Raw genomic sequence first — 19,041 nt, 5'->3', positions numbered from 1 at the left:
GTCATTCCTCTGTCCTCGTCTCTGCTCGCCAGATGACTTCACCGTCGTCGATCTCGTCGGTCGGCTGCAGTCCGAGACGGTCAGCGATTCGGGCGGAAGCGGCGTTGTCAGGATGGATGGCCGCTTGCAATACAGTCACGAGGTGATCCGCCAGCCAATCGACCATGGCTCGGGCCGCCTCGGTTGCGAATCCCTGCCCTTGACTGTCGACGCCGATGACCCAAGCGATGTCGGCTTGATAACCGGTTTCGACTGTTGTCACTGTGGCCTGGACATATCCGACTGCAGCGGACTCAGCCGTTTCGCGAACGATCCAGTTCAGCCAGCCGGCGTCACCGGTCGGAGAGGCACCTGCGGATTGGAGTGCATAGAGTCGTTCGAGTTCGGACAGGCTCGGGCTCGTCCCACCGATATGGGTGTATAGGTCGGGTGAGGACAGTGTCTCCACCATCTCCGACGCATGGTGGACTGCGAGCGGCTCAAGCTGCAGCCTGTCGGTGACGATGGGTGTCGCCCGTGGCCAATTCACACTGCGGTTCGAGCTTTCTGCCGGGTTCACGGATTCAGCTCTCGTTCGTTTGAACGGGCCTCGTCCGATTGCTGACGCGGGAAGCGAAGTCGACGATCTCCGCCTCGACCTCGAGGCGGGTGGTCGGTTCGTTGTGGACTTCGTGGCGGACTCCGGCGAAGACGCGGGTGCGCACATCGTCGTGTCCGGTCGCGCGGAGGCGGTTCGCGACGTGATAGGCGCCTTCGCCGTAGTTCGCGACAGGATCCTGGTCACCTGCGAGGATGAGCACCGGCAGACCGCTGGGGATCGTCGCGTACCAGGAATCGGCATTGGCACCGTCATAGAGGTCGACGAACCCCTGCAGGAATCGCGCACTCATCGGGGCGCCGAAGTTGTTGAAGGGGTCGCGCCCATGATCGGCGACGACAGCCTCGTCGAGGGCGACCCAGGCGGTGGGGCCGGCATCCGGACCGAAACGTTCGATGAATCCGTCGAAGAGCTGGCCCACCAAGTGATCGGATGCAGGGTCGGCCCGTCGGTCGCCGATGGCCGCCTCGGCGAGCTCATCCCGGTCGATGGTCTGGTCGATCCCGCGCATCTGCGCAGCGACCCCGCACAAGGCGAGCCCGGCGAGGTCGGCATCCGGGTGGGAGGCCATGACACGGGCGATCATCGATCCCCAGCTGTGGCCGAACACGATGTACGGCAGGCCCGGGAGAATCTCACGGGCCTTACGCTGCAGCGTCAGCTCATCGCTGACGACGATGCGGGCTGCTTCGTCGCCGGCGTCGCCCCAGATCCCTGATTGCATCGCCGTCCTCCCGTGCCCGGCATGGTCATCGGCGACGACGGCGAAACCGGAGTCGAGGAGGGTTGTGATGAGGTGAAGGTAGCGTCGGGAGTGTTCGCCGAGACCGTGGATGAGATGAATGATTCCGGTCGGCGTGGTGGTCGGTGTGTAGAGCCAGCCGTGGATGGTATCGCGGTCGTTGCTCGAAGTGAAGTCGATTTCATCAATCGCCACGGCAGGACTCCTCGGGTGCAGGTCGAACTAGCAGTATGATCCAGATCACTGTATCGCAGGGCTCAGCTCCGTGGGGAGCACGTCCGGCCGGCCGAGTTCAGAGTTCGATCCCGTGCAGCCGTGCCTGCAGCCTTCGCACCTGCTCGCTGAGTTCCGAGTCTGGTCCGTCCACGTCGAGTCCGGGGGCCACGGCTCGCACCGGCAGCGGCAGCACGGGCCCGGGTGCCACTCCCCATTCTCTCTGCCAAGTTGTGAGCTGTTCGCTGCTGCTGGCGTAGACGATGCGTCCGAGGCCGACCCACGCGTGCGCCGCCGAACACATCGGGCAGTGCTCGCCCGAGGTGTACACGGTCGTTTTCTCTCGTTCTTTCGGGGCGAGGTGCTCGGCCGCCCAGCGAGCGATTTCGAACTCGGGGTGACGGGTGTGGTCTCCGCCGGCGACATGGTTGCGATCGGCGAAGAGTTCACGCCCGTCACCGGAGACGAGCACGGAGCCGAAGGGTTCGTCTCCTGCGTCGAGAGCCTCGCGTGCCAAATCCACACAGCGCTCGAGGTGCCTGCGGTCATCATCGTTGAGATCGAGGTGGTGTGCCATGGCCCCATCCAATCACATCGATGGATTCCGGGAACGTCACCGGCACTGACGAGCTGGTGACGGGATCAGTCCCTGAGAATGCAACGCAGGGGCTCGACGACCTGATCGGTTGTCGTGCACCAGGCTTCGGCCTCGGCGTCGGGTTCACCCTGGTGGGCCCGTCATTCCAGGTCTCGGGTCAGGGCGCTCTGGTGGCTGCCAACTCGTGCCAGGTGAGCCGGACCTCACCCGAGGTTTCCCGAAGTGCCGCAGTGAGGTCATCGGCTGCGCTCAGCACCGAGTCGAATCCGTCCTCACCTGCCGACGCCAGAACGATCTGCAGAGCGCCAGCATCATCCGTCGGCATGGTCTCGACGGTGAAACCGCCCTGGTAGTAGAGGTCGACGCCGGCTGGCACTCGGGCATCGGGGTTGTGTGTGAGGGGTTCCAGGAAATGCTGTACCGCACGTGTCGCCGCCGCTCCGGTGACAGAGGCGAGGATCTGAACCGACGTCGACACTCCGTGCGGCCAGTCTGCGTACCAGTCCTCGCTCGGGTTGAACGATGGGATCACCGAGTTGTCACACATATCGGACCTCCCTGCCCGCCAGCGGGGCAGAAGTCATTGAACTGCACTCACGAGCGTCCGCCCGTCACGGCGCGATTGTATTCCATCGCGATCTCGACCCAGGAGGACAGCTGGCTGTTGTCACGGATCGTCGACAAGCAGGGCGCGGATGCGTTCGATGAGAATGTTCTGTTCGGGAGTCATGCCATGTACTCGCTTCAGTTCTGCTCGGGCGGACCGATGAGTATTGGGGCGAAACCGCCGATGAATTTCTGATCGGCGTCTTTGCCGTCCAAATCTACTCCTGGAGCACGGCAGGTGATGTCGTCGGAAAGGTACGTCGTCGCCGAGTCGATGACGAGATGGTGACAGGCTCAGTCCCTGAGAATGTAGCGCAGGGTCTCGACGACCTGATCGGTTGTCGTGCACCAGGCTTTGGCCTCGGCGTCGACTTCTTTGAGCGGGTGGATGATGTCGGCGTCGTGGAGAGTCACATAGGGTTTGCCCAGTGCGGCGCAGTATCCAGCGTCGAAGGCAGCATTCCATTGTTTGTACTTGTCGCCGAAGCGCACCACAACCATGTCAGCCTTCTCGATCAGGGTACGTGTGCGGATCGCATTGACCTTGGCTGATTGATGATCCCGCCAGAACTGGCTGTCATTCTCACCGAGGTGGTCGCCGGCGGCATCGCTGGCAGGGTGGTCGGTCACCGGTGCAGTGAACACGACATCCAGGCCGGCCGCCTTGGCACCGTGTTGGATCTCGTCACGCCAGTCGGTGTGGATCTCGCCGGAGAGATAGACGCTGAAGCTCATGATCGAAGACTCCTGATTCGAATATGGGTGGGACCGGTATGCCCCTTCCGGCACCACCATAGCCAATTGGTGATCATCAATCTTGTCCTGAAGCTTCCTGCGCACCTCCGAAGCGCTTTTCGGGTCGGGAGGCAGGGGTCAGCGAAGCCGTTCGGACAGGTATGCCTCTGCGATGCTCAGATGACCTTGACTGCCGAGTGAGTTCTTCGATTTCTGCGTGTAGGCATGGTTGGCGAGTGGAATACGCACGGTCTGGACGTCGACTCCACGGCTTCGGGCCGCTTCCGCCCATGCAAACTGGTCGGCTGGGGTGATGACGTCATCGCGCATCGCAGTCATCATGAGCATCGGAGGCGCGGGATCCTCGAGATGAGTAACGGAATTCACCGCTGCGTAGCGTTCCGGATATTCCTCCGGTGTGCCACCCGTGTAGCTGGTGGCAAAAAGGCGAGTGCCGGCTCCCGCTCCAGGGCCGGCCGGAGCGTTCTCGTAAAGGCCAGTCACGTCGAACGCAGGGTAATCTGCGACGACAGCGGCCGGAACCGGAACCTTCCCACCACATGACGATTCGGCGGTGCCTTGGGCTGCGGCGCCGGCGGTATTGGCGACCATGTTGCTGCCTGAGCTCTCGCCCCAGAACACGAGGCGGTCCATATCTGCACCGAGCGCATCTGAGTGGGTCTGAATCCAGCTCGCCGCACACGCAACCTGCGAGGGCGCGCTCTGCCAGGTTGCGTTGTCCAGGCTCGCGAGTTCGTATTCGACCGAGACGACCAGGTAGCCGTGATCAGCGAGTTCGCGGAGCTCCGAGCTCGAAGCGTTCGGCTCGCCCGCGATCCAACCGCCCCCGTGAACGTACATGATCGTCGGTGCCGAGCCTGTCACGCCCTCCGGTTCGTAGATCGATACGGAAAGGTCGTCGCCGGATCCGGTCTTGTCGTACACTTCCTGTCGATCGGGCGTCGCCGCGTCTATTGCGGACAGCCCGAACGTTGCGGTGAAAAGGTTCACCGTGCCGCCGGCGGCCGAGATGGCGCCGACGAGGACGATGATGACCGCGAAGTTCCCCAGCGTGCCGACCCCGCCCAGCACTGCTGCGACCGCTCCGGTTCGTCGAGTACCCCTGCGCACAGCAGCGATTCCGATCAGGAGCGCAATCAACCCCGCCAGCGCTACCGGCGGCGCCACGGTGGGAGCCCATCGAGACGCGATCGGACTGAGTGGGCCAAGCCCGGGAATGAGCGATGCGAGGCCGAAGACCGCAGAGATCGCACCCAGCATGAGCGCGAGGATGAGACCTGTGGCTCGAAGTGTATGGGCGACGTTCTGCGACACCGACAGCTGTGACGAACTCTTGTTGCCTGTCATCTTCGGTCCTCGACTTTCGATCTTTCGGGCTGGTATTCCCCTAACGCAGATCTCATCGTTGCGATCACATGCTGATGCCAGGGGTCACTCTAACTCAGGTCGATTCGCACAATCTTGCTGTTTCGTGTGCGGCGAAGACGAGGAGCGGGATGTTGCAGACTGCAGAGCACCCTGCACCCAGGGCAGTCTCTTCGACCCCGCGAGGCTAATCGGACGCACATGACGATGCGCAGATCCCACCGAGCACGAACGCGGTTCGGCGATCGTAGTCGGCCCGAGTCGGCCGACCACCGTGCTTGAGGGCCAGAGCATTGTCTCGAGCGAGTGCGTGGAAGTCAGCAGGGGTGAAGTCGGGAGCCAGGACGCCTGCGGCATGCCCTTGAGCGACGAGGCTGTCGTGAAAAGCCGTCCCAGCATGACACAGAGCGAGCAGAGGCTCGGAGTCGCGGTACACCTGCAGCAGGACATCATTCACTGCTGGAAGTCGATACTGCAGGTCCCGGAGCGCTCCAACGTAGGAGCAGATCCGCTCTCGGACCTCGACAACGGACCGCGCATCCTCGATGATGGCCCGCAGCTTCACCGCGACGACGTCGTCGATGACGGCATCGATCAGCCCGATCCTCCCGCCGAGCCGATTGAAAATGGTCGCCTTGCTCACTTTGGCGGCTGCGGCGACCTCCTCGAGCGGTGCAGAGAACCCCTGCTCCCGGAAAACCTGCGCCGCCGCATGCCGGATCCGATCGACGTTTCGGCGGGCATCCGCCCGCAGAGCTGACGCGCCTCGAGAGTCGGTCATGGTGCAGGCTCCTTCCGGATCGACGACTAACTTGATCCTAGCAGTCAAGTTAATGCAGGATGGATCGCGGGGAAGTTGACCATGAGAGTCAACTTCACGTTCATCCCCGCCCGGCGTTCGACCAAAGCAGCATGCCGGGTCACCGCCGCACGAAAGGACGTTCAGATGATTGTTGTGACCGGAGCTACAGGCACTCTCAATGGGGCCACGGTCGACCACCTCCTCAAGCGGATGCCGCCACACCAGATCGGTGTCAGCGTCCGTGACCCCACGCGTGCGGCGCACCTTGCCGCTCGCGGAGTCCGCGTGCGGCAAGGCAGCTACGACGACCCCGGCCCTGCGCCACTCCTTCGCTGACGCCGAGCAGGTCCTCCTGGTCTCCTCGAGCGACCTCTCTTCTGACGTCGTCGCGCAGCACCATAGGGCGATTGATGCTGCCGTCGATGCAGGAGCACAGCGGATTTTGTACACGAGCGCCCAGGGGACGGCTTTCGACACGCCGTACCCGCCGCTCGCGATCCACGCCGCCACCGAACAGCATCTCGCAGCATCCGGAGTCGCCTGGACTGCTTTGCGCAACGGCTTCTACGGCGATCCCGCCCAGCTGCTCGGCGCGTGGCAGGAAACGGGCGTGATCGCCATGCCCGCCGACGGCCCCTTCTCTTGGGTCGATCGGCGAGATGCTGCAGAGGCCGCCGCTGCGATCCTCACCGCTGATGACCCCTTCGACGGGCCGATCGATCTGACGCTGCCTCAGCCAGTCACCCTCGCGGACTTCGCCGCCTCCGCGTCCGAGATCACCGGCCGCCAGATCGATCGCATCGTCATCGAAGACGAGAAATGGGTGTCCGATGCGACCACCAGCGGAATGCCCGAGGCCGTCGCGCGCTTTACCCTATCGATGTTCCAAGCCACCAGGAGCGGACACTTCTCAGGTGCGGACCCCACACTCTCGCGACTCCTGGAGCGCGAACCCCGCAGCATCACCGATCAGCTGAACGATCTAGAGGTCCGGTAGTCCATGACTTCATGCGGCGCCCGCGCTCGATGGGGCTGATTGACTCAGCCTGACCATTCGACGTCGACGCGGGCAGGTCGGCTCGATTCCGGTGATGAGGGCAGCCCTGGCCCCGAGCTCCACCGCCAACAGTGGCGCCACGAGCCACGTCGAGCAAACCGGTCCGCTCCCCCGCATACGGCCATGGTCGATTAGCGGAACGGCATCGTCTGCTTCAGCAAATGAGGCCGTTCTGTCGCTTCGAGACTCACACGTTGAACCGGAACTCCACCGAGTTCCGACCGATACCAACTTCTGGGTGGAACTCGCGCAACGCTCGTGCCCGCATACCTCTCAAAACCTCGATGATACAGGGATCGTCAGGGCGTACCTGCTGTTCGCGAGGCAGCGACTTCACCATGATCAGACAGGGGTGCCTTGACTCCAGAGCGCGGTCTCCTCAAGCGGCAGAAAACCCCACCGCTCATAGAAGAGCCGAGTGCGCGCATATCCGGGATCTGGGTGCGAGGCTCCGACGGTCTTCACCTGCAACAGCCGCACCTCACGGCAAACCGCATCGACTTCGACGGCCCTGAGCATTGCGGTGCCGACGCCGGTCCCGTGAACTGACCGGTCGACGACGGTGAGGTGCACTTCAGCGACATACGGAAAGTGGCGATCGATCAGCGTGGCACCGACGACCACTCCATTGCTGTTACGGACCGTCCATGTCTCCTTGGAGCGAGTTGCTCATGCGACCTGCAACGGCGTGATCGCGGCAACCTTGTCGTGCAGTGCACGGCGCTGGAGCCGCAGCTCGTAGTTCGACTGCAAGTTCATCCACAACTCCTCGGACGTTCCGAAGTAGCGCGCCAGACGGATCGCAGTATCAGCGGTGATCCCCCGCTTGCCGTGCACAATCTCGTTGATCCGGCGCGGCGGCACACCGATGGACACGGCGAGCTTGTTCTGCGTGATACCGAAGCCCTCGATGAAATCCTCCATCAGGATCTCTCCCGGGTGGATCGGCTCGATCAGGTCGCTCTCAGTGGTAGTCGACGAGTTCGACATTGTCCGCACCTCCATCTCTCCAGACGAAGCAGAGACGCCATTGCGCATTGACGCGGATGCTGTGCTGCCCGCGTCGGTCGCCGACCAGACGCTCCAGGCGGTTGCCTGGCGGTGCCCTGAGGTCCTCGACATCCTTCGCCGCGTGGATGAGTTCCAGCTTCCGCAAGGTCGCCCGCTGCACCGTCCGGTCAACGCTCTTGACGTACTGCTCATGCCAGATCCGCTCGGCGTCCTTGCTCCCGAACGATCTGATCATGAACCCATTGTATAACGGCAACCGTCAATAACGCTAGACGTTAACCCGGATCTTCACCGTGTTCCGGCACATACGGCCATCTCCTCGACATCGGCGCAATGGTCGGTTCACCAGGCTCAGGTGGCACAACTCCCTGATCTGCGCGCCGACCAGGTGGCAGCTCGCGCCTGGGGGCTTGCTCTCTCATCCTGTTGTCATCCCTGCCCATGGCAAACTGACGACATGACGGTCTTTCGAACACCCCAGGTCGTTCTGTTCACGCGCGACATCGACCGTGCAGCGGAGTTCTATCGTGGCCTCGGCTTCGACGAAGTGTTCCGCACGCCCCGGACAGGGACACCGATCCACGTCGATCTCGTCCTCGACGAGTACCGGATCGGACTCGCGACCGAGACCAGCACCCGCGATGACCACGGGCTCGATCCTGTCGCGGACGGCCAGCGTGCAGCGTTGATCCTCTGGACGGACGACGTTCCTGCCGGCTATGCACGTCTGGTCAAGCTCGGCGCGACGCCCATCAAGCTGCCCGAGCCATGGCTCGACCGTCTGCTCATCGCCTGGGTCGAGGACCTCGACGGACATCTGGTGCAGGTCGTGCAGACCGTCAACTGACGAGGTTCCACCCCAGCACGGATCACACGTTGAACCGGAACTCCACCGCGTTCCGTAACAGAATAACCTATGATGGAGACATGACGACAGCAGCACTCTATCTCAGGATCAGCAGAGACCTCACCGGCGAGCAGCTCGGCGTCGATCGGCAGCGGGAGGCGGCCGAGGACTACGCGAGGTCCAACGGCTACACGGTCGCGGAGGTGTTCACCGACAACGACATCTCTGCGGCTGGGGGCAAGAAGAGGCCCGGGTTCGAGGCTCTCCTCGCCGCAGTCACCGCCGGTCGCATCGCGGTGGTCATCGCGTGGAACTGGGACCGGCTGACGAGGAACCGCCCCGACACCGTGCGACTGATCGAGACCGGGCAGCAGGCCAAGGCCAAGGTCGCCCTGGTCCGCGGCTCCGATCTCGACATGTCCACGCCCTCGGGCCGGATGACGGCGGGCATCCTCGCCGAGGTCGCACAGAATGAGATCGAGACCAAAGGTGAGCGCCAGACCCTCGCTCAGCGTCAACGGGCGATGATGGGCCGAGCACCGAAGGGGGTCAGGCCACTGGGGTACACGGTCGGTGGTGAGGTCATCGACCACGAGGCCGAGGCAGTCCGAAAACTGTACGAGTCGTTCAACGCCGGGGCATCTCTCCGCTCGCTGGCCATGGCCCTCTCAGGTGCCGACCGGGACGACCTGCCCGATGTGCCGCGCCTCCAGAAGCACATTCGCACGCTGGCCATCGAGCGTAATGCGAAGCGCGTCGATGAAGGTTATGCGGAGCGTCCAGTGCCTGACGATGGCCCCTGGGCACCGTCCACCGTGCTTGGCATTCTGCGGAACCCCCGGTATGCGGGGTACTCGACCTACACGCCGAAGGAGATACAGAAGGACGGGAATCGTCGCCGGACGTGGCGGGCGCAAATCATCCGTGACGATGACGGTGCCCCGGTCGCCGGGCAGTGGGAGCGCCTCGTGCCCCCGGACGTGTGGGAGAACGTGCAGGACCGGCTCGACGACCCGGCGCGGGTGACCAACAAGAAGGGCACGGACCGTAAGCACCTTGGCTCAGGGCTCTACCTGTGCGGGCAGTGCGAGACGAGGGTGCGCGGACACTCGTCCCGCTATCGCTGCGCCGGTCACGTGATGCGCTCACGGGAGCAGGTCGATGGGTTCGTCATCGAGGTGATTCGGCGGAGGCTGGCCCGCCCCGACCTTCACGACCTCCTGCCAGGGCAGGACGAGCCCAGGATCAAGGAAATCAAAGAAGAGATCGGCGTTCACCGTGCCCGGATCGCCAGGGCGGAGCGTGACTACGACAGCGACAACGACGACGAACGCATCAGCTCTCGGATGCTGAACAAGATCACGACCGATCGTGAGACGAAGATCGCGGCGCTGGAGTCCGAACGCCTGAGTCTGTCCAGCGCCTCGGTGCTGAACTCTGTCCTCAGCGCCGAGAAGCCGCGCGACGCCTTTGACGAGGCCGACCTCGCCCTGCGCCGGAGCGTGATCGACGTGCTGTGCAAGGTCAAGCTGTTCCCACACCCTCGCGGCCACAAGGCATTCGATCCGAGTACAGTCACCATCGACTGGCGATGAGTCTCACGAGTCAAAGCGCCATGAATGGCTTAGTGGCGCTGAGTGTGAGACGATTGAATGACAAGGCAACTCGGCCTTTCAACAACAGAGGCATGTCGGGTTTCGCAGCCCGTTAAGAGATCACCCGAGGGATGAGACCACCTCGACGCAGAACCCGACAGGGTGATGCAGGGTCAATGAAACGGTCGGAGGCTGGGACGGCGGCCAGAGGTTACCGCCGGGGAGTTCTCCATCTGGCAGCGCGGACGGGACAGAGACCGTCATCTGTGAGCGCGTCAGCCAGAGACAGCAGCACGTTCGGCGTGCTTGTCTCTGGAGGCTCCAGTGTCACAGACCCAGGCCATCGACCCGTTGCGGTCGCTTCAGTTCGCCGTCGATAACGGCTATGGCGGTTACTCGACTCTTCGACAGTACATCGCCAAGGGCAAGCTCCCAGCGCGACGAGTCGGCCGTCTGCTCAAGGTCCGCCAGTCCGACCTCGACGCCCTCGGCGTCCCGACCTGCTCGACGCTTTCTCGCGAGGTCGATGAGGCGATCGACAGGATCGTCGCCGCCGCTCCCCCGCTCAGTGACGCACAGCGTGAGAAGCTGGCCAGCCTGCTGGGTGGTGATCGGTGATGAGGAGCCGTCGCAACTATGGCGATCATGCCGAGCCCTCGACCCTGACCCCGCCCGGAGGGCCTGACCTGGCACCCGCTGCCGTTCCGAACGACGGGAACCAGGTTCTCGTTGTCGAGGAGGTTTTCGCGGGAAACGGCTATACGGCTGCACCGACTGATTCCGACGGCTCCGGGATGACCGCCGATCCCAGCTCTGACCAGGGAACTGACGCCGTGTTGTATGCGCGGCCTTCCTTGGGTGGGCGCGCATCCGTTTCGGAAACGGCTGCACAGGCGCCTACCTCGGTTGCAGGGATGGACTTCGCCGAGCTGGACGTGCCGGGGGCCGATCCTGGCGATGATGTCGAGGCGTTCGTCGTCGAGTCCACGCCCGCTCAGGTCGCCGAGGCGAAGGCGTTCTTCGCCGCCGCGAAGGCCGCTGAGAGCCCGGAGCAGGTGAAGCGCGCCCGGATGCAGTCGCGCGTGTTCTCGGTGATGCAGTACCGGGAGCACCCGGAGACCGACGAGACCATGCTGACGCAGGAGCAGATCGACGAGGGTCTCACGGCGCTGGGCGACCGCCTCCACCGCTGGGCCTACGTGTGGCACCCATATGACCGCCTGATCGAGGTGGACGAGGGCACCGGCGAGACGGTGTGCTGCGGGATCAAGGGCCTGCACGCTCACATGGTGCTGTGGGTCGCTGACGCCGATGGTCCGCGCCCCACGATCCGCACCGTCTCCGATGCCTTCTCGATCCCCTCGGCCCGGGTGAAGTCGCCGAAGGAGACCGCCGAGCAGGACGGCACCGAGCACAAGGGCCGCGGCGCGGCGGAGAAGGCGTTCTTCGACCTCAGCGAGTACCTGCCGCACGAGTCGCGCGGAAAGGACGCCATCCCCGGCATCCATCAGTCGGATCGGCACTACCTCGTGGACAAGGCACAGGAGGGCAATCCCGGCAAGTACCAGTACGGCCGCGGGCGGATCGTCGCGAACTTCGACTTTGGCCGGGAGCTGGATGCGCATACGGCAATGCGCCGCAACGCCGCGGAGGGCGGCGGAGGCGCGAAGCTCAACAAGCTCTTCCAGGCCGTAGGCAAGGGTTCGCTGACGCTGAGGCAGGTCCGCAATCAGGAGCCCGCGATCTACTTCGGGAAGGGCAACCTTGCCCACTTCCAGAAGCTGCGCGGCGACTTCCTCGCGTACCAGGACGCGCCGGAGTCGGTCATGAACTTCTACGTGTTTGGCGAGGGCGGCACGGGTAAGGATCTGCTCGCGAAGGCGCTCGCGCGCGCCCTGGGCCCGGACGCGGATAAGCCGTACTTCAAGGTGGGCGGCGAGAACGTCTCGTGGGAGGGATACGACGGCGAGCCGGCCGTGATCTGGGAGGACATGCGCGTTGGCGACATGATCCGCACGGCGAAGAGTCGCGGCATGCTCTTCCGGATCCTGGGACCCTGGCGCGAGGCGGACGAGAAGCCGATCGTCAACATCAAGGGATCGAAGACCCAGCTGCTCAACCAGGTGAACATCGTGACGGGGCCGGAATGCTACGAGGAGTTCCTCCGGGGTCTGGCGGGCGAGTACGAGTCGATGCAAGGCGGCGTGCGGGTCAAGCATCAGGCGGAGAACCTCGGGCAGGGGTTCCGCCGCTTCCCGGTGATCATTCCGGTCGCCGAGCGCGAGTTCTCGATCTTCGTGAATTCCGGCGTGCTCAACGGCACCCGCGAGTACCAGAGCTACGAGCGGTACGAGCACATGCGCCAGGACCTGGAGCTGCTGGCTCGCAAGTGCAAGGCGATCAAGGACACGGCGGAGCGCGAGCGCGTGCGCGGTGAGATCGAGGCGCGCACGGTCGCGCCGATCGTCGAGCAGCACGATCGGATCGCCCGTCCGGAGCTGGACGCGATCGACGGGGACGATCTGTTCGCGGAGTTCGCCGGGGTCGGCCAGCCGATCCAGCCGAGCGCTGAGGAGATCGCCGCCGCAGAGGAGGTGGCCAGGCGTGATCGCGAGATCGTCGAGGGGCAGCAGCGCAAGCGGCTCGCCGAGCTGGAGGAGCACAACCGTGAGCTGAGGCTCTGCACCTGTTCGGCACCGCAGTCGGGCTCCTACGCGCGTCATGGCGACGACTGCCCCGCGCTCTCCGAGGAAGAGCGCGAGCGTCGTGCCGACGCCAGGCGGAAGGCCCTCGACGCGAAGGTCGATCGCCTCCGGGCGAACGGCGGGCTGCTGGTCGCGGGAGGTGCGCGATGAGCACCGAACGTGATGCGCTCTTCCAGGGGATCGAAGGGGGTGGAGCCCCCTCGCAAGCAGCCGGGGAGGACATGAGCGTCAGCGAAATGTCCGACACGGCTACTGCTTGCGTCGTCGCGAACTCCACCGTGCAGGCACCGGTGAGCGACAGCCGCGCAGCCGACGAGACCACCCCCGAGCGACGCCGGGTCTCGTTGGATGTGCGGCTCACGGAGACGGAGCGCGAAGCGATCCGCCGACGTGCCCAGCGCCTCGGCGTGAAGCCGAGTCGCTGGGGTCGCGATGTGATGCTCGACGCCCTTGATGCGCGTCGGTCGAACGAACTGGATGCGGTGATGCGGACCGCGCAGATCGAGGCCGAGCGCACGGCGCAGGCTCACGCAGATGCTCGCGCTCTTGCCGCCCAGGTGCGCCCGCTCGCGGTCAACGTCAACACTCTGGCGGCGAAGGCCCTCGCCGGTCAGGCGGTGACGCTCTCGGACGAGGTGTCCGAGCTGGTCGAGGTGCTCCGCGATGTCCGGGAGCTGCTCGGTGATCGGGTCGCGGGACGATGAGCACGACGCACTACGCGCCCAGCCGGTCGGCGGCGTCGTCGGAGAGCTATGTCCGCGGCCTGACCGACGACCGCGGCGTCGCCGTCACCTGCGACGTGCCTGGCGGCCCCGGGGCGTTCTCGCGACGCGCCGGGGCCCTGGCAGCAGCGAATGACCGTGAGGTCGAAGCCTTGCACTATCGGCAGTCCTTCGACGCCGTCGAGTTCGACCCCGACAAAGCCGAGGACGTGCAGCGGGTGAACGATCTCGGCTACCAGTTGGCGAAGAGGATGCATCCCTGTTCGGACGCCCTCGTGGTCACCCACACGGACGGTCGGGGCCGCAAGCCGCACAACCACATTCTGATCATCAACCACGACAACGAGACGGGCCGGGCGCTGTCTGATTACCGCACGTTCAAGGACCGGCCGGACCAGGGTCAGCAGCGCGGTGTCCAGTCGGTCAACGACGAGTTGATGACCGAGCACGGGCTGACCGTCGCACGCGAGCGGAAGCTCTCCGCGAAGGACTGGGACATGCGCCGGGAGGAGTTCGCCGAGGGATCGCTGTCCCAGCAGATGGGCGACCGGTTCGAGGCCGCTCTGCTCGACAAGCGCTCAGTTGATGTCGAGGGCCTGCGAGAGGTCATCGCCGAGCAGAACGATCAGGCCGACGAGTACGGCGACCGGGTGCCGCGGATGCGGCTGCACTCGACGACGGCGACGAAGGGCAAGATCGCGGGTAAGGAGCGCTGGACTCTCTACATCGAAGACGACCGAGACGAGGCGAAGCGGGCCGAGCTGCGGCACGCGGTGACGAGGCTCTCGCCCGAGTTCGTCCCGGACCAGGCAAAAGCGATGTTCGAGCACAACCGGAAGAGGATGGAGCGGGATCATGGGATTGATGGACAAGGCCAGGGCCGCCGACGAGCAGGAGCGCAGTTCGGAGATGCTGGAGACGTTGGCCTCGAAGCACGCCGCCGTCGAGCAGCAGCTCACGACGCTGACGAAGGCCGTGAAGGAGCTCACCGGGCATCAGAAGATCATGGACGAGGAGCTGACGAAGCGGATCGACCGCGCGGTGACCTCGCAGCCCTCCGCGAGCACGTCGCCGCAGATCGAAGGCGTCGAGAGCAAGCTCAGCGAGATCGAGAGCACGCTCAGCGAGTTCGCGCAGAGTCTCGACGGGAAGAGGCTGAACGCCGCCTCGCAGAGTTTGGTCGCCGAAGCGCAGAAGAATCACGCGGCTACGGCCTCGGCGACTGAGAAGCTCCAGGGGCAGGCCGAGGCGAACCAGGAGCTCGTGAGCAAGGTCGGCGGCGCGGTGCAGCGGATCGAGAAGCGCACCGAGGAGCGGGTCTCCCAGGCCGTCGAGCAGGTCGCCGGGGAGGCTGGGCAGGTCGTTACGGCGAACCTCGACGCCTCGAACGAGAGGGCCGAGCGGATCATCGCGGCGACGGCGAAGCTGGAGGCCCGTCAGCTCTGGTCGGCAGCCGCCGCGATGTGCCTCGTCCTCCTGCCGGTGGCCGTGGTCGTCGCCGGGCTCTGGATGGCCGTCGCCGGACTCATCACCGGCGCGCAGTGGGCGTTGGACGTGGACGGGAGCGTGTGGCTCGGCATCGGGCGCTGGCTCGTAGTCGGCGCTGGCCTCGCCGGGGTCGGCTACGCCCTCTTCACCTCCGTCCGCTGGTTCACGGCGCTGGTAGAGACCTGGCGCGGTCGCGGGATGCCGAAGTGGCCGAAGTGGCGCAGGTGATCAGAACTATCCATGTACCGCTTCGAGCACGAAGAAGAGGAAGCAGGGAGAAGTCGTGACTCGGGCGAAGTCCTCGGGGTGCAGGTCGCGAGCTTCTGTCAGTGGCTGCGGCTCGGTGATGCTCGTGAGCCGAAACCCAGCCGAGGCGAACTCGTCGAGCATCTGCTGCAGGGACCTGCGCCAGAACCGCATCGGGATGCGCCTGCCGCCGAACTCCCACTCGAAACCGTAGCTGGTGGTCTCGAAGTAGTTCGGTCGATGCTCCTGGATGGTGTACGCGACGATCGGATGGTCGACGGATGCGAACAGTCGGCCGCCCGGCCGAAGGACTCGCCGCATCTCGGACAACGCCGGTGCCCAGTCCTCAAGGTAGTGCAGCACGAGCGAGGCGATCACATCGTCGAACGAGCTATCGTTGAACGGCAGCGGGTCGTTCAGATCGGCCTGACGGAGATCGACTTCGTCGCCGAGACGCTGACTCGCGTGGTCGAGCATCCCGGCGCTGGCGTCGATGCCCGTGACGACCGCTCCTCGGTCGTGCAGTGCCGCGCTCATTGCACCCGCGCCGCACCCCGCGTCGAGGACTCTGCGGCCTGATACATCGCCGGCCAGCGCCAGCATGGCCGGCCGTTCGTAGTAGGCGTTTGCGAGGCTGTCGTCGTTCTCGGCAGAGTAAGCGGCGGCGAAGCCGTCGTAGTCGTTGGCTGGTAGCGCGCCTTCGTCCGCAGTGTTCAGAAGTCCGTCGTTCATGCCCCTCATTGTCTCAGTAAGTATCATTCTTGACCTGACATACGAGGAGAACATGCGTGTCACAGGTCTCGGCTGGGCTCGACTCCAAGAGTCACAACCCCGACATGCGCTACGTCAGTCGGGCGTCTCGTTGATGATGCGAGCGGCGACCATGCGCTGGACGGGGCTGAGCTGCTCGACGTCGTAGCCGTCCATAGATACCGCCCACCAGACTGTCCGGTTCATTGGGCACGTCCCGCAGGTACGCGTCCTCGGTCGTGAGGGTTTCGGTCTTACCGCAGACCTCGCACCAGTGCTCGAAGGCATCCACCTCGTCACCTCTCAGCCGTCGATTTCGTTCAGCAGATCAGCACAGGCATCGCTCAGGGCTTCGAGGTCACGGCGTTCGGCCTCAGCCTCGGTGAGGTCAGGTGCTCCGCGCCACCAGTAGAAGCCTTGAGCGTGGGATCGGGCGTTGGACTCGGCGGACATGCGAGCCTCCTCGTAGTCGATGATCGTCTCTCACGATGACGCCCGAGGCGGCTGTGCCGCTGGGATGCGCTACCTCTTGCCCCCAGAGGTTAATCCGCTGCGGAACTCCACCACGTCGCCATCGACCATGACGTAGTCCTTGCCTTCCATCCGGACCTTGCCGGCGGCCTTCGCCGCCGCCATCGTTCCGTTGGCATCGAGATCACCGAAGGAGACGACCTCAGCCTTGATGAAGCCCTTCTGGAAGTCGGTGTGGATGACCCCGGCTGCCTCGGGGGCGGTGGCACCTTTCGGGATCGTCCAGGCTCGGGATTCCTTGGGGCCGGCCGTCAGGTAGGTCTGCAGACCGAGAGTGTCGAAGCCGACACGTGCGAGCTGGTCGAGCCCGCTTTCGTCCTGACCGGTCGACTCGAGCATCTCCCGGGCTTCTTCCTCATCGAGTTCTGCGAGTTCGGATTCGAACTTCGCGTCGAGGAAGATCGCCTCGACCGGGGCCACGAGGGACCGCATCTCGTTCTTCTTGCCCTCGTCACCGAGCACATCGTCATCAACGTTGAACACGTAGAGGAACGGTTTGACGGTCATCAGCTGCAGCTCACGCAGAGCTGAGACATCGAAATTGTCGGCTTGCATCGCCTGGTACAGCGTCCGACCGCCTTCGAGGATCTCGGTGGCGGCGTCGATCGCGGTCAGCTGCTCGGCAGGGGCACGCTTGCCCTTGACTTCCTTCTCGATCCGCGGCCGCGCCTTTTCCAGCGTCTGCAGGTCGGCAAGGATGAGCTCGGTGTTGATCGTGTCGATGTCATCGGCGGGACTGATCTTGCCGTCGACGTGGACGACATCGTCGTCGACGAACCCACGGATGACCTGACAGATCGCGTCGGCTTCGCGGATATTGGCGAGGAACTGATTGCCCAAGCCCTCGCCTTCGGAGGCACCGCGCACGATCCCGGCGATGTCGACGAAGTCGACGGTCGCGTTGAGGATGCGTTCGGAACCGAAGATCTCCGCCAACCGCGTCAATCGGACGTCGGGCAGAGGGACCACGCCCACGTTCGGTTCGATCGTCGCGAACGGGTAGTTCGCCGCGAGAACTTGGTTCTTGGTCAGTGCGTTAAACATGGTCGACTTGCCGACATTCGGCAGCCCCACGATTCCAATAGTCAAAGCCACGATATCCAAGTCTAGCCGCCGCCGAGGTGGTCCTCGAATTCTCGTGTCCGTGCCCTCTGTCACCCTGGAGTCATGAATGCTTTCCCCGCATCCGGAGTCATCATCGCCTTCGTCGTGGCGATCCTCTTCGCCGCCGTCCTCGGGTTCCTCCTCGGGCGCACGCTCACGCGTTCGCGCTACCTTGAGAGGATCACCCGAGCGGAGACGACCTCCCGCATCCTGTCCGAACGCACCGAAGACCTCGAAGCCGATGCGCAGATGGCCGGTGAGATCACCGCAGCCATCGGGCCGTTGGCGGCGAGTGTGAAGAGCCTCCAGGACAATCTCCAGACCCAGGACCGCACGCAGATCGAACAGATCACCCGGCTGAACTCCCAGATCGGCCACCTCAGTCAGCAGAACCTTCGACTCCAGGAATCGACCGGGTCCTTGGCCAACGCCCTGAATTCGACTACTCACCGTGGTGACTGGGGTGAGGTGCAGCTCAAACGCATCGTCGAATATGCGGGGCTCCTCCCCCACGTGGACTTCGACACTCAAGTCACTGCCGACCGCGACGGGAAGCGTCATCGCCCCGATATGGTCGTCCACCTGCCTGGCGGCGGCACGATCGTCATCGATGCGAAGACACCCCTGTCGGCCAGAATCAGTGAAGAGACCACCGAGGCAGCCGGCGGGGCTGCGGCGGGTGGCCATGACCATGCCCGAGCGCTGCTGCGGCATGTTGATGCGCTGGCGTCGAAGGAGTATTGGAAATCCTTCGACTCCTCCCCTGATTTCGTCGTCTGCTTTGTCCCCACCGACGGTCTCCTCTCGTCGGCCGCAGCCAGCTACCCGAAGATGATCGATCATGCGTTGGGCAAGAACGTCGTCCTCGCCTCACCGGCAACACTGCTCGTTCTGCTCAAGACGGTCGCGCTCAACTGGCGCCAAGCCGACATGTCGACCTCGGCCTCCGAGGTGCTGCGGCTGGGCACAGAACTCTATGAACGCATCGGCACACTGGTCACGCATGTGTCGCGGCTGGGTGCGAGCCTCGACCGGTCCGTCGAGGACTACAACCGGTTCGTCTCCTCCCTGGAGTCCCGGTTCCTCGTCACAGCGCGGAAGTTCCCGTCGACAGGGATCGTCGCCGATGAACTCGACACCGTTGCCGAACTCGATACCCGTGCTCGAGGCGTCAGTGCCGAAGAGCTGTCGCGTCCTCACTCGACGGCATTCGACCACAGTGGCCCCACAGATCTGCGCGATCGACAGACCGGTACGCACTGAACAGTCGACCGCAGGCGGCCCCGGGTTGCCCTGCCGCACAGG

General features: G+C 64.4%; 22 protein-coding genes. 9 read left to right on the top strand and 13 right to left on the bottom strand.

Features of this window, described 5'->3' with window-relative positions:
* Position 1: 1 nt before the first annotated feature.
* From EB836_RS18130 to EB836_RS05220, 7 genes are all read right to left on the bottom strand, one after another.
* Positions 2 to 529: a GNAT family N-acetyltransferase gene (locus EB836_RS18130; RefSeq protein WP_276606425.1), complete on the bottom strand. Its 528-nt coding sequence runs from the start codon at positions 527 to 529 to the stop codon at positions 2 to 4.
* Positions 530 to 563: 34 nt separating this feature from the next.
* Positions 564 to 1,535 carry an alpha/beta fold hydrolase gene (locus EB836_RS05250; RefSeq protein WP_135538233.1) on the bottom strand — a complete coding sequence of 324 codons (972 nt, stop codon included), beginning with the start codon at positions 1,533 to 1,535 and terminating at the stop codon, positions 564 to 566.
* Between the two features lie 97 nt (positions 1,536 to 1,632).
* Positions 1,633 to 2,130: a nucleoside deaminase gene (locus tag EB836_RS05245; RefSeq protein WP_135538231.1), complete on the bottom strand. Its 498-nt coding sequence runs from the start codon at positions 2,128 to 2,130 to the stop codon at positions 1,633 to 1,635.
* Positions 2,131 to 2,308: 178 nt separating this feature from the next.
* The gene (locus EB836_RS05240; protein ID WP_135538229.1) at positions 2,309 to 2,698 is read right to left on the bottom strand and encodes a hypothetical protein; all 390 of its coding nucleotides are present in this window, start codon (positions 2,696 to 2,698) and stop codon (positions 2,309 to 2,311) included.
* Between the two features lie 353 nt (positions 2,699 to 3,051).
* On the bottom strand, positions 3,052 to 3,492 hold the full coding sequence (locus EB836_RS05230) for a YtoQ family protein (protein ID WP_135538228.1): 441 nt from the start codon (positions 3,490 to 3,492) through the stop codon (positions 3,052 to 3,054).
* Between the two features lie 138 nt (positions 3,493 to 3,630).
* Positions 3,631 to 4,860 (bottom strand): alpha/beta hydrolase fold domain-containing protein, encoded by a 1,230-nt coding sequence (locus EB836_RS05225; protein ID WP_135538226.1) that lies wholly within the window; start codon positions 4,858 to 4,860, stop codon positions 3,631 to 3,633.
* A gap of 205 nt (positions 4,861 to 5,065) precedes the next feature.
* Positions 5,066 to 5,659 (bottom strand): TetR family transcriptional regulator, encoded by a 594-nt coding sequence (locus tag EB836_RS05220; protein ID WP_135538224.1) that lies wholly within the window; start codon positions 5,657 to 5,659, stop codon positions 5,066 to 5,068.
* A gap of 250 nt (positions 5,660 to 5,909) precedes the next feature.
* Here EB836_RS05220 and EB836_RS05215 point away from each other — a divergent pair, with 250 nt between their 5' ends.
* Entirely contained in the window at positions 5,910 to 6,677 is a 768-nt protein-coding gene (locus EB836_RS05215; protein WP_240689616.1) for an NAD(P)H-binding protein, read from the top strand.
* A gap of 402 nt (positions 6,678 to 7,079) precedes the next feature.
* Here the strand turns inward: EB836_RS05215 and EB836_RS18410 are convergent, their stop codons facing one another.
* The 3 genes from EB836_RS18410 to EB836_RS05200 are packed head-to-tail and all read right to left on the bottom strand — an operon-like array spanning position 7,080 to position 7,983.
* Complete coding sequence (locus EB836_RS18410; RefSeq protein WP_240689615.1) at positions 7,080 to 7,361, bottom strand: GNAT family N-acetyltransferase; 282 nt, start codon at positions 7,359 to 7,361, stop codon at positions 7,080 to 7,082.
* 45 nt (positions 7,362 to 7,406) lie between these two features.
* Entirely contained in the window at positions 7,407 to 7,727 is a 321-nt protein-coding gene (locus EB836_RS05205; protein ID WP_135538222.1) for a HigA family addiction module antitoxin, read from the bottom strand.
* Positions 7,702 to 7,983 carry a type II toxin-antitoxin system RelE/ParE family toxin gene (locus EB836_RS05200; RefSeq protein WP_135538220.1) on the bottom strand — a complete coding sequence of 94 codons (282 nt, stop codon included), beginning with the start codon at positions 7,981 to 7,983 and terminating at the stop codon, positions 7,702 to 7,704. The genes EB836_RS05205 and EB836_RS05200 overlap by 26 nt, the downstream gene beginning before the upstream one ends.
* 222 nt (positions 7,984 to 8,205) lie before the next feature.
* Here EB836_RS05200 and EB836_RS05195 point away from each other — a divergent pair, with 222 nt between their 5' ends.
* The 7 genes from EB836_RS05195 to EB836_RS05165 all read left to right on the top strand — a co-directional run bounded on the left by EB836_RS05195 (position 8,206) and on the right by EB836_RS05165 (position 15,333).
* Complete coding sequence (locus EB836_RS05195) at positions 8,206 to 8,595, top strand: VOC family protein (protein WP_135538218.1); 390 nt, start codon at positions 8,206 to 8,208, stop codon at positions 8,593 to 8,595.
* Positions 8,596 to 8,675: 80 nt separating this feature from the next.
* Complete coding sequence (locus EB836_RS05190; RefSeq protein ID WP_135538216.1) at positions 8,676 to 10,190, top strand: recombinase family protein; 1,515 nt, start codon at positions 8,676 to 8,678, stop codon at positions 10,188 to 10,190.
* 324 nt (positions 10,191 to 10,514) lie between these two features.
* Positions 10,515 to 10,808: a helix-turn-helix domain-containing protein gene (locus EB836_RS05185; protein WP_240689614.1), complete on the top strand. Its 294-nt coding sequence runs from the start codon at positions 10,515 to 10,517 to the stop codon at positions 10,806 to 10,808.
* A 296-nt stretch (positions 10,809 to 11,104) separates the two neighbouring features.
* Positions 11,105 to 13,045 carry an RNA helicase gene (locus EB836_RS05180; RefSeq protein WP_135538214.1) on the top strand — a complete coding sequence of 647 codons (1,941 nt, stop codon included), beginning with the start codon at positions 11,105 to 11,107 and terminating at the stop codon, positions 13,043 to 13,045.
* On the top strand, positions 13,042 to 13,599 hold the full coding sequence (locus EB836_RS05175; protein WP_135538212.1) for a hypothetical protein: 558 nt from the start codon (positions 13,042 to 13,044) through the stop codon (positions 13,597 to 13,599). Before EB836_RS05180 ends, EB836_RS05175 begins: the two co-directional genes overlap by 4 nt.
* A complete protein-coding gene (locus EB836_RS05170; protein ID WP_135538210.1) occupies positions 13,596 to 14,843 on the top strand; it encodes a relaxase/mobilization nuclease domain-containing protein in 1,248 nt (415 codons plus the stop codon). The genes EB836_RS05175 and EB836_RS05170 overlap by 4 nt, the downstream gene beginning before the upstream one ends.
* Entirely contained in the window at positions 14,794 to 15,333 is a 540-nt protein-coding gene (locus EB836_RS05165; protein WP_205683310.1) for a hypothetical protein, read from the top strand. Before EB836_RS05170 ends, EB836_RS05165 begins: the two co-directional genes overlap by 50 nt.
* Positions 15,334 to 15,339: 6 nt before the next feature.
* Here EB836_RS05165 and EB836_RS05160 read toward each other — a convergent pair whose 3' ends face one another.
* The 3 genes from EB836_RS05160 to ychF all read right to left on the bottom strand — a co-directional run bounded on the left by EB836_RS05160 (position 15,340) and on the right by ychF (position 17,727).
* Positions 15,340 to 16,083, bottom strand: a complete 744-nt coding sequence (locus tag EB836_RS05160; protein WP_205683309.1) for a methyltransferase domain-containing protein — start codon at positions 16,081 to 16,083, stop codon at positions 15,340 to 15,342.
* A gap of 321 nt (positions 16,084 to 16,404) precedes the next feature.
* Positions 16,405 to 16,554: a hypothetical protein gene (locus tag EB836_RS18125; protein WP_167854357.1), complete on the bottom strand. Its 150-nt coding sequence runs from the start codon at positions 16,552 to 16,554 to the stop codon at positions 16,405 to 16,407.
* A gap of 69 nt (positions 16,555 to 16,623) precedes the next feature.
* The gene (gene ychF, locus EB836_RS05150) at positions 16,624 to 17,727 is read right to left on the bottom strand and encodes a redox-regulated ATPase YchF (RefSeq protein WP_135538208.1); all 1,104 of its coding nucleotides are present in this window, start codon (positions 17,725 to 17,727) and stop codon (positions 16,624 to 16,626) included.
* Between the two features lie 72 nt (positions 17,728 to 17,799).
* On the opposite strand from ychF, the gene EB836_RS05145 reads away from it, so the two are divergent.
* A complete protein-coding gene (locus tag EB836_RS05145) occupies positions 17,800 to 18,999 on the top strand; it encodes a DNA recombination protein RmuC (RefSeq protein ID WP_135538206.1) in 1,200 nt (399 codons plus the stop codon).
* The last annotated feature ends 42 nt before the right edge of the window (positions 19,000 to 19,041 follow it).

The organism is Brevibacterium sp. S111, from assembly GCF_004745075.1.
In the GTDB taxonomy this organism is placed as follows: domain Bacteria; phylum Actinomycetota; class Actinomycetes; order Actinomycetales; family Brevibacteriaceae; genus Brevibacterium.
Note: the sequence above shows the minus strand (reverse complement) of the source record. Positions and strands in the feature narration are given on the sequence as shown.

What these genes read in the sequence shown, in the direction of transcription:
- EB836_RS05245 (WP_135538231.1), bottom strand. Translation starts at nt 2,130, where the DNA reads ATGGCACACCACCTCGATCTCAACGATGATGACCGCAGGCACCTCGAG.
- EB836_RS05240 (WP_135538229.1), bottom strand. Translation starts at nt 2,698, where the DNA reads ATGTGTGACAACTCGGTGATCCCATCGTTCAACCCGAGCGAGGACTGG.
- EB836_RS05230 (WP_135538228.1), bottom strand. Translation starts at nt 3,492, where the DNA reads ATGAGCTTCAGCGTCTATCTCTCCGGCGAGATCCACACCGACTGGCGT.
- EB836_RS05225 (WP_135538226.1), bottom strand. Translation starts at nt 4,860, where the DNA reads ATGACAGGCAACAAGAGTTCGTCACAGCTGTCGGTGTCGCAGAACGTC.
- EB836_RS05220 (WP_135538224.1), bottom strand. Translation starts at nt 5,659, where the DNA reads ATGACCGACTCTCGAGGCGCGTCAGCTCTGCGGGCGGATGCCCGCCGA.
- EB836_RS05205 (WP_135538222.1), bottom strand. Translation starts at nt 7,727, where the DNA reads ATGTCGAACTCGTCGACTACCACTGAGAGCGACCTGATCGAGCCGATC.
- EB836_RS05200 (WP_135538220.1), bottom strand. Translation starts at nt 7,983, where the DNA reads ATGATCAGATCGTTCGGGAGCAAGGACGCCGAGCGGATCTGGCATGAG.
- EB836_RS05195 (WP_135538218.1), top strand. Translation starts at nt 8,206, where the DNA reads ATGACGGTCTTTCGAACACCCCAGGTCGTTCTGTTCACGCGCGACATC.
- EB836_RS05190 (WP_135538216.1), top strand. Translation starts at nt 8,676, where the DNA reads ATGACGACAGCAGCACTCTATCTCAGGATCAGCAGAGACCTCACCGGC.
- EB836_RS05180 (WP_135538214.1), top strand. Translation starts at nt 11,105, where the DNA reads ATGGACTTCGCCGAGCTGGACGTGCCGGGGGCCGATCCTGGCGATGAT.
- EB836_RS05175 (WP_135538212.1), top strand. Translation starts at nt 13,042, where the DNA reads ATGAGCACCGAACGTGATGCGCTCTTCCAGGGGATCGAAGGGGGTGGA.
- EB836_RS05170 (WP_135538210.1), top strand. Translation starts at nt 13,596, where the DNA reads ATGAGCACGACGCACTACGCGCCCAGCCGGTCGGCGGCGTCGTCGGAG.
- EB836_RS05160 (WP_205683309.1), bottom strand. Translation starts at nt 16,083, where the DNA reads ATGAACGACGGACTTCTGAACACTGCGGACGAAGGCGCGCTACCAGCC.
- EB836_RS18125 (WP_167854357.1), bottom strand. Translation starts at nt 16,554, where the DNA reads ATGTCCGCCGAGTCCAACGCCCGATCCCACGCTCAAGGCTTCTACTGG.
- EB836_RS05145 (WP_135538206.1), top strand. Translation starts at nt 17,800, where the DNA reads ATGAATGCTTTCCCCGCATCCGGAGTCATCATCGCCTTCGTCGTGGCG.